The 15,892-nt window shown below is 44.3% G+C and carries 11 protein-coding genes; 8 read left to right on the forward strand and 3 right to left on the reverse strand.

The window, feature by feature from the left end; all coding sequences use genetic code 11:
• Window positions 1-106 precede the first annotated feature (106 nt).
• The 7 genes from R7Q11_RS08270 (at window position 107) to fabV (ending at window position 10,903) form a co-directional block, all read left to right on the forward strand.
• The gene (locus R7Q11_RS08270) at window positions 107-778 is read left to right on the forward strand and encodes an ABC transporter ATP-binding protein (protein ID WP_005378040.1); all 672 of its coding nucleotides are present in this window, start codon (window positions 107-109) and stop codon (window positions 776-778) included.
• Window positions 759-3,212, forward strand: coding sequence for an ABC transporter permease (locus R7Q11_RS08275; RefSeq protein ID WP_005378038.1), 2,454 nt, complete (start codon window positions 759-761; stop codon window positions 3,210-3,212). Before R7Q11_RS08270 ends, R7Q11_RS08275 begins: the two co-directional genes overlap by 20 nt.
• Window positions 3,212-4,336: a lipocalin-like domain-containing protein gene (locus R7Q11_RS08280; RefSeq protein ID WP_225466351.1), complete on the forward strand. Its 1,125-nt coding sequence runs from the start codon at window positions 3,212-3,214 to the stop codon at window positions 4,334-4,336. Before R7Q11_RS08275 ends, R7Q11_RS08280 begins: the two co-directional genes overlap by 1 nt.
• 330 nt (window positions 4,337-4,666) lie before the next feature.
• The gene (gene nhaA, locus R7Q11_RS08285; RefSeq protein ID WP_005378034.1) at window positions 4,667-5,818 is read left to right on the forward strand and encodes a Na+/H+ antiporter NhaA; all 1,152 of its coding nucleotides are present in this window, start codon (window positions 4,667-4,669) and stop codon (window positions 5,816-5,818) included.
• A gap of 718 nt (window positions 5,819-6,536) precedes the next feature.
• Window positions 6,537-7,172: a TetR/AcrR family transcriptional regulator gene (locus R7Q11_RS08290; RefSeq protein WP_005378033.1), complete on the forward strand. Its 636-nt coding sequence runs from the start codon at window positions 6,537-6,539 to the stop codon at window positions 7,170-7,172.
• A gap of 71 nt (window positions 7,173-7,243) precedes the next feature.
• On the forward strand, window positions 7,244-9,526 hold the full coding sequence (locus tag R7Q11_RS08295) for an acyl-CoA dehydrogenase (RefSeq protein ID WP_017634878.1): 2,283 nt from the start codon (window positions 7,244-7,246) through the stop codon (window positions 9,524-9,526).
• Window positions 9,527-9,700: 174 nt separating this feature from the next.
• A complete protein-coding gene (fabV, locus tag R7Q11_RS08300; RefSeq protein WP_005388648.1) occupies window positions 9,701-10,903 on the forward strand; it encodes an enoyl-ACP reductase FabV in 1,203 nt (400 codons plus the stop codon).
• A 78-nt stretch (window positions 10,904-10,981) separates the two neighbouring features.
• Here fabV and R7Q11_RS08305 read toward each other — a convergent pair whose 3' ends face one another.
• Entirely contained in the window at window positions 10,982-12,664 is a 1,683-nt protein-coding gene (locus tag R7Q11_RS08305) for an aspartate:alanine antiporter (RefSeq protein WP_005378028.1), read from the reverse strand.
• A 175-nt stretch (window positions 12,665-12,839) separates the two neighbouring features.
• The gene (locus R7Q11_RS08310) at window positions 12,840-13,106 is read right to left on the reverse strand and encodes a GrxA family glutaredoxin (protein ID WP_005378026.1); all 267 of its coding nucleotides are present in this window, start codon (window positions 13,104-13,106) and stop codon (window positions 12,840-12,842) included.
• 377 nt (window positions 13,107-13,483) lie between these two features.
• Between R7Q11_RS08310 and R7Q11_RS08315 the strand changes: the two genes are divergently transcribed.
• Window positions 13,484-14,728, forward strand: coding sequence for an iron-containing alcohol dehydrogenase (locus tag R7Q11_RS08315; RefSeq protein ID WP_025766850.1), 1,245 nt, complete (start codon window positions 13,484-13,486; stop codon window positions 14,726-14,728).
• A 76-nt stretch (window positions 14,729-14,804) separates the two neighbouring features.
• Here the strand turns inward: R7Q11_RS08315 and R7Q11_RS08320 are convergent, their stop codons facing one another.
• Complete coding sequence (locus R7Q11_RS08320) at window positions 14,805-15,659, reverse strand: MurR/RpiR family transcriptional regulator (RefSeq protein WP_005378021.1); 855 nt, start codon at window positions 15,657-15,659, stop codon at window positions 14,805-14,807.
• Between the last annotated feature and the right edge of the window lie 233 nt (window positions 15,660-15,892).

Here is a 15,892-nt window from a genome sequence, read left to right on the forward strand (position 1 = left end):
TTTGTACTTCCATAGTGTGATCAAGCATTCAAAATACTTTCTACTAACAGGATTTTAGTGTAGATTCTGATCCCAATTTTTAAACACCATCCGAGCGGCATAATCAATGTTAAAACTGTCAGACCTATGTAAAGGCTATGTAGACGGGGGAGAGTTTCACCCTGTATTACAAGGGGCAGAATTAACATTGCAGCAAGGCGACCAAGTTGCTCTGATGGGAGAAAGTGGTTCGGGTAAAAGTACTCTGCTGAATTTAATCGCCGGATTAGATACTGCTGACTCTGGTGAAGTGCAGTTTCCAAATTTTGCTATGCATGAAGCACCGGAGCATTTAAGAACCCTTTATCGCCGCAACAATATTGGTAATATCTTCCAACAATTCAATCTGCTTCCTACACTTAATATTGCCGACAATATTCGTTTTTGTCGTCAGTTAAAAGGTCTGCCGGAAGATAAAGAGTTGTGGCGTCAAATTCTTTCTGCTTTGGACTTAATGCCATTGCTAGGACGTTATCCGGAAGAGGCGTCTGGTGGTCAGCAACAACGTGCGGCGATTGCTCGCGCCCTTTATATGGAACCCAAAATCCTGCTTGCTGATGAGCCAACTGGTAGCCTAGACGAGCGAAACGCAGAAGCAGTAATGCGCTTATTAACGAGTCTCGCTCGCCAATTGGAGTGTACTTTGCTGTTAGTGACGCACAGTGAAAAAGTGGCCGCCCATATGGAAGGAAAGATTCGACTTCAAGGAGGGCAGCTACATGTTATGGCCCGTAGTTAAGGCACTACTCGGTCATTACCGTCGTTACCCTCTACAAATTATTCTTGTCTGGCTGGGATTAACTTTAGGCGTGTCCCTCCTTGTTGGTGTTACTTCTATCAACCAGCATGCAAAACAAAGTTATGCAACTGGGGAAAAACTTTTCTCTAATCCTTTGCCATACCGAATCCGAACGAAGCACTCTGCCAATAAAATTCCTCAAGGTTTCTATATTCAGTTACGTCGAGCTGGGTTTAACCAATGTGCACCGTTTGATGTGCTTCATCTAGATGCCAAGACCGATATGAGCCTGATGTTGGTGGGGATAGATCCTGTCGCGATGATCCCACTACAACAAGGAAAATCGCTAGGTGAGATGCCTGTTTTATCACTAATGAAGCCTCCTTATCCTATTCTTGTTAGTCAAGATTTGGCCGCTTACATGAGTTGGCAGGATGGGGACTTCATTGAGATGAATGACGGAAGCCGTCTTGGGCCTATTCAAGTAGATAAGGACAAGATGCTTTCGGGTACTCGGCTGGTTACTGATATATCGTTGTTGCGTATGCTCAAGCGGAGCTCAGGTTTGTCTGCGATTTCTTGTGGTGAAATGCCAGAGGAAAAGCTAATAGCACTGAAAAACATGCTGCCAAACGGAATGACGCTCGTTAGGAATACGCGTACAGAGCTTGAGTCGCTAACTAACGCATTCCATATGAATCTCACTGCGATGGGAATGCTGTCGTTTTTGGTCGGGTTGTTTATTTTTTATCAAGCGATGTCTCTGTCTTTCATCCAGCGACAACGTTTGGTAGGTATTTTGAGACAGACTGGTGTTAACGGAACACAGTTAGCGCAAGCTTTATTACTAGAGTTGTCTTTGCTCGTCTTTATTGCGTGGGCGTGTGGTAACTTTTTTGGCTTGATCTTAGCAAATGAACTTATCCCAGCAGTGTCTTCGAGCCTGAGTGATTTGTATGATGCCAACGTAGGCTTAACCATAGGATGGTCATGGCAATCTAGCTTATACAGTCTAATCATGGCAGCGATGGGTGCGTTGATATCGTGTCTGTGGCCATTAATCCGTTTGTTGAAGTCACAACCAATCCGCCTTTCTTCTCGACTGTCGCTAATGCGATTTGCTGGAAGAGAGTTCTCTTGGCAGGCGCTTGCGGCATGTGCGTTTTGTGTCGCTGCAATAGCGGTATATCAGGCGCCGAAAACACAAGAAACCGGCTTTGCTATTATTGCTCTGATGTTGGTTAGTGTGGCGTTGTTTATGCCATTTATTATGTGGCATATGTTCCAAAGTTTTTCTTATACCATGCGATGGGTTCGTGTCCGTTGGTTTTTTGCTGATGCAGCAGCCAGCATGAGCTATCGCGGTGTGGCTACGATGGCGTTTATGTTAGCGCTGGCGGCAAACATTGGTGTAGAAACAATGGTCGGAAGCTTTCGAGATACAACCGATAAGTGGCTAAATCAGCGATTAGCCGCTGATGTGTACATCTATCCGACCAACAATTCAGCCGCTAGGATGAGCGCATGGCTCCAGAATCAGCCAGAGGTGAACTCGGTTTGGTGGCGCTGGGAAAAAGATATGCCGACCGAGCATGGTGCTCTGCAAGTTGTGAGTACGGGCTCTTCTGAAGGTGAGTTAGACTCACTTACCGTCAAGTTAGGTGTCCCAAATTACTGGTATCAACTGCACGCTACCAAGAGCTTAATGGTCAGTGAGTCGATGGCCTTGAAGCTGGATATCCGCCCTGGTGATTTCATTAACTTGCAAGAACCGCTTGGTGGTGATTGGCAAGTCGTAGGCGTTTACTACGATTATGGAAACCCATATAACCAGGTGATGATGTCGCACCGGAATTGGCTGTATGCATTTGCAGGTACGGGTAATGTTGGTCTTGGCGTAGTATTAAAAGATAACGTCAATGGAGAAGGGCTGAAAAATCGCTTAGAGAATGTATTCCGTCTCCCGCAAGATCGTGTGTTTGATAACGGTAATATTTATAGCCAAGCAATGAGAGTGTTTGATCATACCTTTGCGATAGCAGGAACCTTGGGCAATATCACGCTGATTATTGCCGTGTTTGGTTTATTCTTTGCGACGTTGGCAGGAGAACTTTCACGGCAGCGGCATTTTTCCTTATTAAGGTGCATGGGTGTGTCCGGAAAAGAACTTGTCGTATTAGGTGGTTTGCAGCTATTCGTCTTCGGAGCCATTTCTGCGATTATTGCAGTGCCGCTCGGCTTGGCGCTCGCACATTTGATCGTTGATATTATCATTAAGCAATCATTTGGCTGGTCTCTAGAGCTTCAAACGATTCCATGGGAGTATGCTCAAACCATTGCTTGGGCGATGCTTGCCATCATGGTTGCTGGCGCATTGCCAGTTATTAGAATGATCAAAAGTACACCGATGAAGTCATTAAGGGACGCGTTGTAATGAAAAAAGTGGGCTCTAAAAAACGCTTGTTGGTTTCAACGCTCATTGTTGTTACGTTCGCTTTTCTGACTGGGGCTGCTTTTTACTCAACTTTTTGGTTAGAGGCGACAGCAACACGAGAAGGCGAACTTGATTCTATCTTAACGCGTGAAAATCAAACGATTTTCGAGCCTGTACTACCTAATGAGCATGTCTCTTTACCCTCAGACTTTCGCTTTCATCCCGAGTATCAGCATGAATGGTGGCACTACTTTGCGAAACTAAAAGATGAGCAAGGCAAGATCTACAATGTTCAATGGAGCTATTTCAGGGTTGCGACGGACGAGCGAGAAACCAGCGGTTGGCAGAACCCTCAATTGTACATTTCACATGTTGTCGTCAGTCATGGCTCGCATGTATGGAAAGAGCAACGGGTAGCTAGAGGTGGGATAGGCCAAGCTGGTATGATCAATCGTCCTTTCAGGTTATGGATTGATAATTGGACTTGGCGATCACTCGGTGCGACGCCTTTCCCGGGCAACTTGAATGTGAATACTGATACGTTTGGACTTGAGCTCAATACCATGACAAGCGGCCCCTTTGTGGTGAATGGAGACAAAGGCTTCCAAGTTAAACATGCGTTGCAATCTGTTGCTTCTTTCAGCTTCAGTGCTCCATTTTTAAAAGTAAAAGGCAGCTTAAGCTTAAATGGTAAGCGATTCTCAGTGACGGGTTCTGCTTGGGCGCAAAAAGAGTGGGGCAGCGGCTTAATTGGTGAGGGGCAACAAGGCTGGGATTGGTTTGTTTTCAATTTAGATGATGGTCGAGCATTAACTGTTAGCCGTTATCGTCACCATGGGCAAACACCGCACGTGTTTGGCACGTTGTCGACACGCTCAGGTAAAGTTATCAACCTCTCAGACGATGATATCAGTATTGAGCCAATGCAAGTGACCAGTTTATCCAATGGAAGAAGGTTACCTTTGCAGTGGATTATCAATATTCCGAAGCATCAAATTAACTTGACTACCCGCATTATCAAGTCAGATATGTGGCTACCCTTTGTAATACCTTACTGGGAAGGGCCTACTTTAGCTTCCGGCTCCAATGAAGCTTGGGGCTTTATGCAGCTGACAGGCTATTGAGTTGTGAAGAAAACCACCCCCTGCGGGTGGTTTTTTAGTGCGCGAAGCTTCCTGGCTTTTTCTCAAAAGTACGGGGTTATCATGATGGTACAAGCCGTGTTATGCTGATTTTCTCATCATCTTGATAAATATTTGGTGCGACAAGTACAAATACGATCTCCGATCAAAATTGAGTGTCATGTTGGAAAATACGATGTATAGTAAACTTAACATCGAAAAAACCGAAGCTTATACTCTGAAGAAGCGATTATTCTAAAGTTTTCGACAGCTATACACTCTTATCACTCTTTGTTAATCGTTTATTAAGATAATAAATATAAGGACGAAACCATGAACGATGTCATTCGTGACTTTTTCAAAATGGAATCAGCAGGTGGTATTCTTCTTGTAATTGCAGCGGCAATTGCGATGACCATTGCTAACTCACCGCTGGGCGAAACTTATCAATCTGTACTGCATACTTATGTATTCGGTATGTCAGTTTCTCACTGGATTAATGATGGCCTAATGGCTGTTTTTTTCTTACTTATTGGCCTTGAAGTGAAGCGAGAGCTACTTGAAGGAGCGCTAAAATCAAAAGAAACCGCAATTTTCCCTGCGATTGCAGCGGTTGGTGGTATGTTAGCCCCTGCTCTTATTTACGTTGCGTTTAATGCTAACGACCCAGAGGCGGTTTCTGGCTGGGCCATCCCAGCTGCGACGGATATTGCATTTGCTCTAGGTATCATGGCGCTACTAGGTAAGCGCGTACCAGTAAGCCTTAAAGTGTTTTTGTTAGCTCTCGCTATCATCGACGATTTAGGCGTGGTTGTTATTATTGCACTGTTTTACACAGGTGATCTTTCTAGCATGGCGCTGCTTGTTGGCTTCATCATGACTGGTGTCCTGTTCATGTTGAATGCGAAGGAAGTAACGAAACTGACGCCATACATGATAGTCGGCGCGATCTTATGGTTTGCGGTACTTAAATCTGGTGTTCACGCAACACTTGCAGGCGTAGTGATCGGCTTTGCTATTCCTCTTAAGGGTAAACAGGGCGAACATTCTCCACTTAAGCACATGGAGCACGCACTTCATCCATACGTGGCATTTGGTATCTTACCTCTATTCGCATTTGCAAATGCGGGGATTTCGCTAGAAGGCGTATCGATGTCAGGCCTAACTTCAATGCTGCCATTAGGTATTGCTTTGGGGCTACTGGTTGGTAAGCCTCTAGGTATCTTCACCTTTAGTTGGGCAGCTGTGAAAATGGGTGTAGCTAAGTTACCTGAAGGCATTAACTTCAAGCATATCTTTGCGGTCTCTGTGTTGTGTGGTATCGGTTTTACAATGTCTATATTCATTTCCTCTTTAGCGTTTGGAAATGTAAGCCCTGAGTTTGATACCTATGCTCGACTAGGTATCTTAATGGGCTCGACGACAGCCGCGTTACTTGGCTACGCGTTACTGCACTTTTCTTTGCCTAAGAAAGCGCAAGCGTAAGATACACACTGTTTAATGAAGCCTCCCATTCGGGAGGCTTTTTTATATCTGCAGATCGGCACATCAACCACTTCAGGGTGATTACTTTTGTGACCAACTAAGGTCTAGCTTATGGAGTTAGGGCAAATCATCGAAAGAGGCGCTTGGTAAATCTATAGGCGAAAAAAAGCCCAGCCGAAAATTTGACTGGGCGGATACAAACATAGGAGTTAATAAGAAAAAAGCAGCAACGTAACAATTAGATGGAAACAAGTTTGACGGCCAGTGAAACTTCAAATGCCCTAACTGTTACGTATATTCAGACCGAGCCTTTTCCAAACAGTTCCATTTTTTTTTCAAAAAATTTCTACTTAATGCTTTCTAGCTTCTTACACACCCGAAAGTAATAGAAAAATCGAGATGGATTACCAACTTGGCGAAGTTACTAACTTCTGTGTTTCTCATTTTATCTCCCCTAGAACCGAAGATGTATTTCATACTCTCGTCGCTCACTCCAAGCCGCCAAGGCTATTGTTAGCATTTCAATTGCGATGGACTGAGAAGTTTGATCGTTTTCTTCTGACAAGCTTCACTGGAGTATTCGATTGAATTTCAAAAGATTAGATCACACCTTTTACTGTCTGGTCAGACCAATTGGTTAAAGTGTGATGTTAATCATTTGTTAATCTTAAGTTTCGGGAGTATATTTTCAAACAGTTGTTTAATACGAGTGATTAAAATGGCCCCGAGAACATCAACAAAAGAAAAAATACTCGATGTCGCAGAAGGACTCTTTGCTGAACATGGCTTTAATGATACTTCGCTAAGAACGATAACAGGTAAAGCTAACGTTAACTTAGCATCGGTAAACTATCACTTTGGCGATAAAAAAACGCTGGTTAGAGCGGTTTTAGATAGGTATTTAGAAGCACTAATGCCGAGCATTAAGACTTCATTAATTGAGCTAAACACGCGCGATAGCTACAACATGGACGATGTCTTTGAGTCATTGCGATTACCTTTACGTACATTAAATGATGTACGCCCAAATGGTACTGCGCTATTTATGTTGTTAATTGGCCGCGGTTATACAGACGTTCAAGGTCATCTACGCTGGTTCATTACCACCAGATACGAAGAGGTACTGAACCTTTTCACTTTCTCGATAATGAAGGCGAACCCGGAACTATGTGAAGAACAGTTGTTTTGGCGACTGCACTTCACGTTAGGAACCTGTGTATTTACGATGGCTTCAAGCCAAGCTCTTTCGGAGCTGGCAGAAAGTAAGTTTGAAAAGGAAGTCGATGTGAAATCTGTCGTCGATTTACTGATTCCATATTTGTCAGCAGGAATGTCAGCAAAGCAGTTGGCATAAGACAAATAAGAAAGTTAAACCAATAATAAGATTATACCCCGAGCGGTTACGTGAACAAAAGGATCTGAACTATGAGCTCTCTACGAAGAAAATGGATTAGTGACCCGGCTTTTAAAGTGTTCAAAAAAGTATTGCCACCTCTGTCTAGCACCGAGAAAGAGGCGATGGAAGCGGGTAGTGTATGGTGGGATGCCGAACTATTCTCAGGCAAGCCAAACTTCACAACATTGCATCATTATCCAACGCCTACACTGACGGCAGAAGAGCAGTCATTTATGGATAATGAGCTTGAAACCCTGCTAGAAATGCTTGATGACCAGAAGATTGTCAAAGAAGACAGGGATTTACCGCCTGAAGTATGGGAGTACCTACGTAAAGAGCGATTTTTCTCTTTGATCATCTCGAAAGCATATGGTGGTCGTGAATTTTCCGCTTTGGCGAACTCAACCATTGTTTCTCGTATTGCGACTCGAAGTATCAGTACCGCGGTATCGGTAATGGTACCGAACTCTCTTGGCCCTGGTGAGCTGCTATCGCACTATGGTACGCAAGAGCAAAAAGATTACTGGTTGCCTCGTTTAGCTGATGGTACAGACATCCCTTGTTTCGCCCTAACTGGCCCTGAAGCGGGTTCTGATGCAGGTGGCATACCTGATCAAGGCGTGGTTTGTTACGGCACCCATGAAGGCAAAGAAGTGCTTGGCGTGCGAGTTAGTTGGAATAAACGCTACATCACGCTTGCGCCAGTTGCGACAGTGCTCGGGTTAGCATTTAAACTGCAGGATCCTGAAGGGCTACTTGGAGACAAGAAAGAGGTTGGCATTACATGTGCGTTGATTCCCGCTGACCATGAAGGTGTCGAGATAGGCGAGCGCCATGATCCTCTGGGGTCTGCGTTCATGAATGGCCCAACTCGTGGTGAAGATGTCTTCATCCCTATGGACTGGTTGATCGGTGGCGCTGATTACGCAGGTAAAGGTTGGCGTATGCTGGTTGAGTGTCTTTCTGCTGGTCGTGGTATCTCTCTTCCAGCGCTTGGCACAGCGATTGGTCACCTTACTACACGTACAACAGGTGCTTATGCTTACGTGCGTAAACAGTTTGGAATGTCGATCGGTAAGTTTGAAGGTGTTGCAGAAGCGATGGGGCGCATTGGTGGTCTTACTTACCTACTAGAAGCGACGCGTACGCTAACGACGACTTCTCTCGATATGAAAGAAAAACCTGGGATTGTAACCGCGATTGCCAAGTACCACATGACGGAAATCGCGCGTACCATTCTAAATGATTCGTTTGATATCCATGCGGGTCGTGCGATTCAAGATGGCCCAATGAACTATCTTGCTAAACATTACCTTGGTATCCCGGTTGCTATCACCGTTGAAGGCGCGAATATTCTGACTCGTAACCTGATGATTTTTGGTCAAGGTGCGACTCGATGTCACCCATATGTTCTAAAAGAAATGGAAGCAGCGGCGAATCCAGATTCTGAACAAGGTGCGAAAGAATTTGACAACTTACTCTTTAAACACATCAAGCACGCGCTCGGTAATACATTCGGTGCATTTGGTGCAGCACTAACTGGTTCTCGATTTGTTAACGCGCACATGAGTGGCCCAACGCAGCAATACTACAAAGACATTACTCGTCTCAGTCGTGCACTTGCAGTAAGTGCAGACTTTGCGATGTTAACCTTAGGTGGAGACTTGAAGCGTAAAGAAATGATCTCCGCACGTTTGGGTGATGGATTAAGCTATCTATACATGGCATCTGCTGCCTTGAAAAAGTATGAAGATGAAGGCCGTCAACAAGGCGATCTAGACTTCGTTCATTACGCTGTTCAACACTGTTTGTATAACGCTTCTAAGTCATTAAATGAGGCTTACACCAACTTCCCTGTGAAATACGTTGGCGGTGTGCTTAAGGGGCTATTGTTCCCGCTTGGTAATCATTTCAATAAGCCAAGTGATGAGCTGTGTGTGAATTTGGCTGAAGCGATGATGACGCCAGGCGCGCAACGTGATCGCCTCACGCATCTGTGCTACATCGGAAAATCAGAGGATGACAGCGTAGGCTTAATGGAGAATGCATTCCTTGCAATGTACGACATTAAACCTTTGGAGCGTAAACTTATGAAGGCTGCGAAGGATGGTAAAGTGGCTCGTAAAGGTCTGCTACATGATCGTTTGCAGCAAGCATTTGAAGCAGGCGTGTTAACTGAACAAGAAATTGATCAAATCATGGCTGCAGATAAATTGCGCTACAAGGCGATTCAAGTTGACCACTTTAGTCATGACTTTTCTGAAGTGCGAACTCATAGCCCAAAAAAGTCGCAGTTGAATCCGGCGGCATAATAGACAACTAATGTTAAGAAAAGCACCTCAATGAGGTGCTTTTTTGTATTCTTGGGGAGTGGATGGTGGGATAGTGCTCCAACCACTTGCCTTTTAAGAGCATTTTTACAGAAATTAGATGCGAAATCCCAACGAAACTTTTATCCTAACAAGGTTTTTTAAAGGAAGTTGAATATGATCATCAAACCTAGAATTCGTGGATTTATCTGTACTACAACGCACCCTGTTGGTTGTGAAGCTAACGTAAAAGAACAAATTGCGTACACCAAAGCGCAAGGTCCAATCAAAAACGCACCTAAGCGTGTTCTTGTTGTTGGTGCATCAAGTGGCTACGGTCTATCTTCTCGTATCGCTGCGGCATTTGGTGGCGGTGCATCAACTATCGGTGTTTTCTTCGAAAAAGAAGGTACTGAGAAGAAGCCAGGTACAGCAGGTTTTTACAATGCCGCTGCTTTTGAAAAGCTAGCGCGTGAAGAAGGTCTGTACGCAAAAAGCTTAAACGGCGACGCTTTCTCAAATGAAGCGAAACAGAAAACTATCGAGCTGATCAAAGAAGACTTAGGTCAAATCGATATGGTGGTTTACTCACTGGCATCTCCAGTACGTAAAATGCCAGAAACTGGTGAATTAGTTCGTTCATCTCTTAAACCTATCGGTGAAACTTACACATCAACGGCTGTTGATACCAACAAAGATGTGATCATCGAAGCTAGCGTTGAGCCTGCAACAGAAGAAGAAATCAAAGACACTGTCACTGTAATGGGCGGTGAAGATTGGGAACTTTGGATTAATGCGTTGTCTGATGCTGGTGTTCTTGCTGAAGGTTGTAAGACCGTCGCGTATAGCTACATTGGTACTGAGCTAACTTGGCCAATTTATTGGGATGGTGCACTAGGTAAAGCAAAAATGGACCTAGACCGTGCAGCGAAAGCGCTAAACGACAAGTTAGCAGCAACAGGTGGTAGTGCCAATGTTGCGGTACTTAAATCTGTTGTAACTCAGGCGAGTTCTGCAATTCCTGTTATGCCACTGTACATCGCAATGGTATTCAAGAAAATGCGCGAAGAAGGTGTACACGAAGGCTGTATGGAACAAATCTACCGTATGTTCAGCCAACGTCTATACAAAGAAGACGGTAGCGCGGCAGAAGTTGATGAGATGAACCGCCTACGTCTGGATGACTGGGAACTTCGTGACGACATTCAGCAGCACTGTCGTGAGCTATGGCCTCAAATTACGACTGAGAATCTAAAAGAGCTGACTGACTACGTTGAGTACAAAGAAGAGTTCTTGAAACTATTTGGTTTCGGCGTTGAAGGCGTAGATTACGAAGCGGATGTGAATCCAGCAGTTGAAGCAGACTTCATTCAAATCTAATCGAATCACAGACTAGATAACCAATAAACAAAAGGCGCTCATTGAGCGCCTTTTTGTATTTCATAGTCAAAGTGAGTATTAACTTAGTATTATCAGAATCGTACCAGCTAGCGTCATTAAAATATTCGCAATCGCATATGTACCCGCATAACCAAGGGCAGGGATGGTGGACTTAGCGTAGTCGTTAACGACATCCATAGCTGGAGCGCAAGTACGGGCGCCAATAATGGCACCGAAGAGCAGGGCACGGTTCATCTTGAGTACGTGTGCGCCAACTAAGTAAGCCAGAACTACAGGTACAACACTGACAATAAATGCCAAACCAATGACTTTTGGTCCTACTTGCGTTAGGTGCTCGAACATCTTTCCACCTGCACTTAGACCAATTCCCACCATAAAGAACATTAACCCTAGATCTTTGACCATATTCAGCGCCCCTTGTGGGACATAACCGAAAGTAGGGTGATTTGCTCGTAAGAAACCAAGCGTAATACCGGATAACAGAAGACCTACCGCATTACCCAAACTGAAAGACACCTGACCGAATGTCATTGTGATGAGGCCAAACAGAATACCCAAAATAAAGAAGCTACAAAAAGCGAGCAAATCGGCCATTTGACTGTGGATCGAGATGAAACCGATTTTTTCCGCCAGTCCATGTACTCGGCTTTTCTCGCCGCTCACTTGAAGGACGTCCCCTTTAGCGAGCACAATGTCTAAGTCCATAGGCATTTCAATCTGAGCGCGAACTACGCGGTTTAAGAAACAGCCAAACTCAGACAAATTCAAATCCGATAAACGCTTACCAGCTATAGCGTCACTTTTTACGACGATTTCTTCTTCAACGATGCGCAAATCAAGCAAGTTACGGTCGAATACTTCTTTACCATTACGGAAACTAGGGTCTAAGCGAGCATGGCTGTCAGGGAAGCCAACCAGTGCAATTTCATCTCCCTCTTGCAAGATAGCATCACCATCTGGGTGGGCGAGAATACCATTGCGGCGGATTCGTTCAATGTAACAGCCAGTTTGACGATAAATACCCAGTTCTCGTAAGTTTTTACCATCAGTCCAGTCAATTAGCTCTGGGCCCACTCGGTAAGCTCGAATAATGGGTAAATACACTTTTCTCTGGCTTGAATTTCCAAGGCCACGCTCTTGTGCGATTTGCTGCGCGGAATCAGAAAGGTTTTGTTTTTGCAGTTTTGGCAACAATTTAGCAAACATGATCATGCTAATTAAGCCGACCAGATAAGCCATCGCGTAGCCTACGGATAGATTTTCTAATACCAGAGAAAATTCCATATTCCGCGGTATAGTCGCAAGGCCAGAGTTAAGAGCATCTTGTGCACCAACCAGTACTGGCGTTGCGGTCAATGCGCCTGCCATCATACCGGCGGATAAGCCAAAATCGAGGCCGAAATAGTGACTCAAGCCATACGTTAAGCTGACCGCAGACACGAGAACAGTCATGCTTAAAATAAAATAATGCTTACCATCTCTGAAGAATATACCAAAAAAGTTTGGTCCAGCTTCAATGCCAACGCAGTAGATAAACAGCATAAAGCCAATGGTTAAAGCTTCTGCATTAAATGAGAAACCAAGGTGGCCCATTACCAAAGAGGTAATAAGAACGCCAATAGAGTTGCCTAATTGTAATTTGCCAAATCGAATTTTTCCGATGGCAAGGCCAATGGCTAATACGACGAAGATTAGAAGGATAGGGTTTTGTTCGAGAAGGTATACGACGTCTATGTTCACTGTGTGGCTCGGTAGAGTGTGTGCCAAAAAAGATTAAGAACTGTGAATTGTAACTAAATATAGCAAAAAGATAAGTGAATTTTTTTAGGTTTTACCATTAGTTGACTTAACGTAATAACCAGCTGAAAAATAATAAAAAAGCCGCATGAAGCGGCTTTTTTGAAAACAGTCTTTATTACTCGTCAAATAGACCTAGGTGCTCTTTCGCGTATGCTTCGAATTCGTCGCAGCCACCGATGTGCTCTTGGTCGATAAAGATCTGAGGAACGGTTTCAACTGGTTTACCAACTGTTTTCTCAAGATCTGCTTTAGAAATACCCTCAGCGTGAATATCAACGTAACGGTAGTTGAAGTCATCACGTTTTGCTTTTAGCGTTTCTGCGTGCTCTTTTGCACGAACACAGAAAGGACATGCAGGGCGACCAAAGATAACAACGAACATAATCTTATTTCTCCTAAATCTATTCTTTTTTGAAAGCGTACAAAACATAGCGGCTGAGTGCGCTTTCTTTTGTTGGAGTAACTATGCCCGATCCAGATACGGAAATAAAGCGGCAATTACCTCTTGGTTCTATAGGTGAAATCTATCGAATAAAAACTAAACGCGCGTGCTTATTTTACGGCTCTGAAGTATGTGAAGTGACGCATAAAAAACATACATTCTAAAGGGTTAATGATGGCAAGGTGGAATTGGTCAATTTTTTTTGTTTAAAAAAATAGCAATCTATTTTGGCTATACGCAAATAACTTCAACTCTTACATAAGTGTTAAATCAGAGGGCGAGAGGTTATTTGGGTATATTCTTTTGGGAGGGTGTGTATGTTTCAGTTTATGACTGCAACAAGGATTATATTTGGTGAAGGTGCACTTCAATCTTCATTGTCCGTTATTAACCAATTTGGCTACAGTGTTTTGCTGGTTACTGGGCAGGATACCCAACGAGCCGCCCCCATTATCCAATATCTTAAAGCTCAAAATATGCGTTACCAGCACGTAGCTATCGTTGGTGAACCATACATCACGATGGTAGAAGAGACCGCAGTGCTCGGTAGAAAATTCCAACCTGATATGGTGGTTGCGATAGGTGGTGGCAGCGTCATCGATATGGGCAAAGCCTTAGCTGCCATTATTCCCAATCAAGGCAATGTTTACGATTACGTAGAAGTGGTAGGAAGAAGCGTCCCTTTAAAAGCAAAGCCTCTTCATTTTATTGCAATTCCTACGACAGCAAGCACCGGTTCAGAAGTGACCAGAAATGCTGTGCTGAAATCTGGACAAGATAAAGTGAAAGTGAGTCTTCGAAGCCCTGATATGCTCGCAGACGTTGCCATTGTAGACCCGACACTTACTTACGGGACCGACCAATACACATCTGGACGTGGCGCAATGGATGCGTTCACTCATTTAATGGAAGCGTATGTGTGTGGTGAGCCAAACCCTCTTACTGATATGGTCTGCGAAGAGGGACTACGCCGTTTAAGCCGTTCAGTGGTTGCCGCTTGTAAGCAAGATAATCATAAGGCGCGCTCTGATTTATCGTTCGCTGCATTGCTTGGTGGTATGGCGATTACTAATGCCAAATTAGGTGCCGCTCATGGGTTAGCATCGGCGTTAGGAGGCAAGTTAGACGCCCCCCATAGCGTTATTACGGCTCGCCTAGCTCCGCACGTGATGCAGGAGAACATTAACGCCGCTAAACTCGCGGGTAGGAATGATGTGATAAGTCGTTATCGCAAGCTGGCCCAATTAGTCACTGAGCGAGTAAATGCTAACGAACACGATGGAATTCTTTGGGTAAATATGGTGCTAGATAAGTTAGCGTTACCGCTACTGGCTCAATTTGGAGTATGCCAAACCTCTTTTGAGCAAGTGGCGAATGATGCGCTTAAATCAATGGCAATCAAAGGGAATCCTTTACCTCTTAATCAGGAACGTTTGATACACATATTGCAGCAAGTCTGTGATTGTAGCGGAGAGTGCGCAGCTGAGAGTGCACAACATGTCAGTTCTGTTGAAGTACTGGAATCAAGAACGGACTTATCGAGTGTCAACGACTTAGGGTGATTGCTCCCTTAGCAGCATTAAAACAAAAGGGGAGCCTTGAGCTCCCCTAGATAAAGTATTGACTAAGCTTTAGTGCTTAGTACTGGCTTAATTTGTCATAGCGACTGTCTTTCAACGCATCTTTTACGCGTTTTAGGTTCTCACGGAAACCTGTACCACGGCGAAGAGTGAAGCCAGTTGCTAGCACATCAATCACTGTCATTTGTACAACTCGGCTTGCCATTGGCATGTAAACGTCGGTATCTTCTGGAATATCGAGCGTGATGGCCAGCGAGCTTGCCTTTTCTAGAGGAGAATCCTTCGCTGTAATCGCAATAACCGTTGCGCCATTTTCACGAGCAAGGTTCGCTATTTCTACCTGACTCTTTGTTCGACCGGTATGAGAAATAAGAACCACAACATCATTATCACTGCAGTTGATACAACTCATGCGCTGCATAACAATATCTTCAAAACAAGTAATTGGAATATTAAAGCGAATAAACTTGTTTTGTGCGTCTCGGGCAACAGAAGATGATGCACCAAGGCCAAAGAATGAAATGCGCTTCGCTTGCGTTAGCAAATCGACCGCACGGTTCACTTGCATTGGATCTAGGCTATTTTTCGCGACATCTAAACACGCCATCGTCGATTCGAAAATCTTATGGGTGTACGCGTCTGGGCCATCGTCTTCTTCCACATTACGGTTAACGTAAGGGGTGCCGTTGGCTAGGCTCTGTGCCAAGTGAAGCTTAAAATCTGGAAAGCCCTTGGTGTCCAGACGACGACAGAAGCGGTTTACAGTGGGCTCACTAACGTCGGCCATTTTAGCCAGCGTTGCAATGCTTGAATGAATTGCAGTTTGTGGAGACGCCATAATTACTTCCGCAACTTTGCGCTCTGACTTACTGAAATTCTCCAGGTTTTTTTGAATTTTTTCTAATGTATTCATAGTGTTCACGAGGGTATAGAGAACAACTCGCTGGCTCTGCTAACGAAAGGAAACACGAAGATTCCGGAGTAGAGTGGGGCGTTAACGAAAACAACCAGCGCCATAGAATCAGTATAAACCTGATCTTCAATCAGTCTAAACCAATAACGGGTACTATTTAGTGAGAATTTGACAGGCCTCAAACAAAATGTTGTAAAAACTACAGAATTGGATGTGTAAACGAAGTTTTGTTG

It is taken from the genome of Vibrio sp. 970 (assembly GCF_033339075.1).

Excerpts from the sequence above, each read along its gene's own strand:
- R7Q11_RS08290 (WP_005378033.1), top strand. The coding sequence starts at position 6,537 with ATGGCCCCGAGAACATCAACAAAAGAAAAAATACTCGATGTCGCAGAA.
- R7Q11_RS08270 (WP_005378040.1), top strand. The coding sequence starts at position 107 with ATGTTAAAACTGTCAGACCTATGTAAAGGCTATGTAGACGGGGGAGAG.
- nhaA (WP_005378034.1), top strand. The coding sequence starts at position 4,667 with ATGAACGATGTCATTCGTGACTTTTTCAAAATGGAATCAGCAGGTGGT.
- R7Q11_RS08320 (WP_005378021.1), bottom strand. The coding sequence starts at position 15,659 with ATGAATACATTAGAAAAAATTCAAAAAAACCTGGAGAATTTCAGTAAG.
- R7Q11_RS08310 (WP_005378026.1), bottom strand. The coding sequence starts at position 13,106 with ATGTTCGTTGTTATCTTTGGTCGCCCTGCATGTCCTTTCTGTGTTCGT.
- R7Q11_RS08275 (WP_005378038.1), top strand. The coding sequence starts at position 759 with ATGTTATGGCCCGTAGTTAAGGCACTACTCGGTCATTACCGTCGTTAC.
- fabV (WP_005388648.1), top strand. The coding sequence starts at position 9,701 with ATGATCATCAAACCTAGAATTCGTGGATTTATCTGTACTACAACGCAC.
- R7Q11_RS08280 (WP_225466351.1), top strand. The coding sequence starts at position 3,212 with ATGAAAAAAGTGGGCTCTAAAAAACGCTTGTTGGTTTCAACGCTCATT.
- R7Q11_RS08295 (WP_017634878.1), top strand. The coding sequence starts at position 7,244 with ATGAGCTCTCTACGAAGAAAATGGATTAGTGACCCGGCTTTTAAAGTG.
- R7Q11_RS08315 (WP_025766850.1), top strand. The coding sequence starts at position 13,484 with ATGTTTCAGTTTATGACTGCAACAAGGATTATATTTGGTGAAGGTGCA.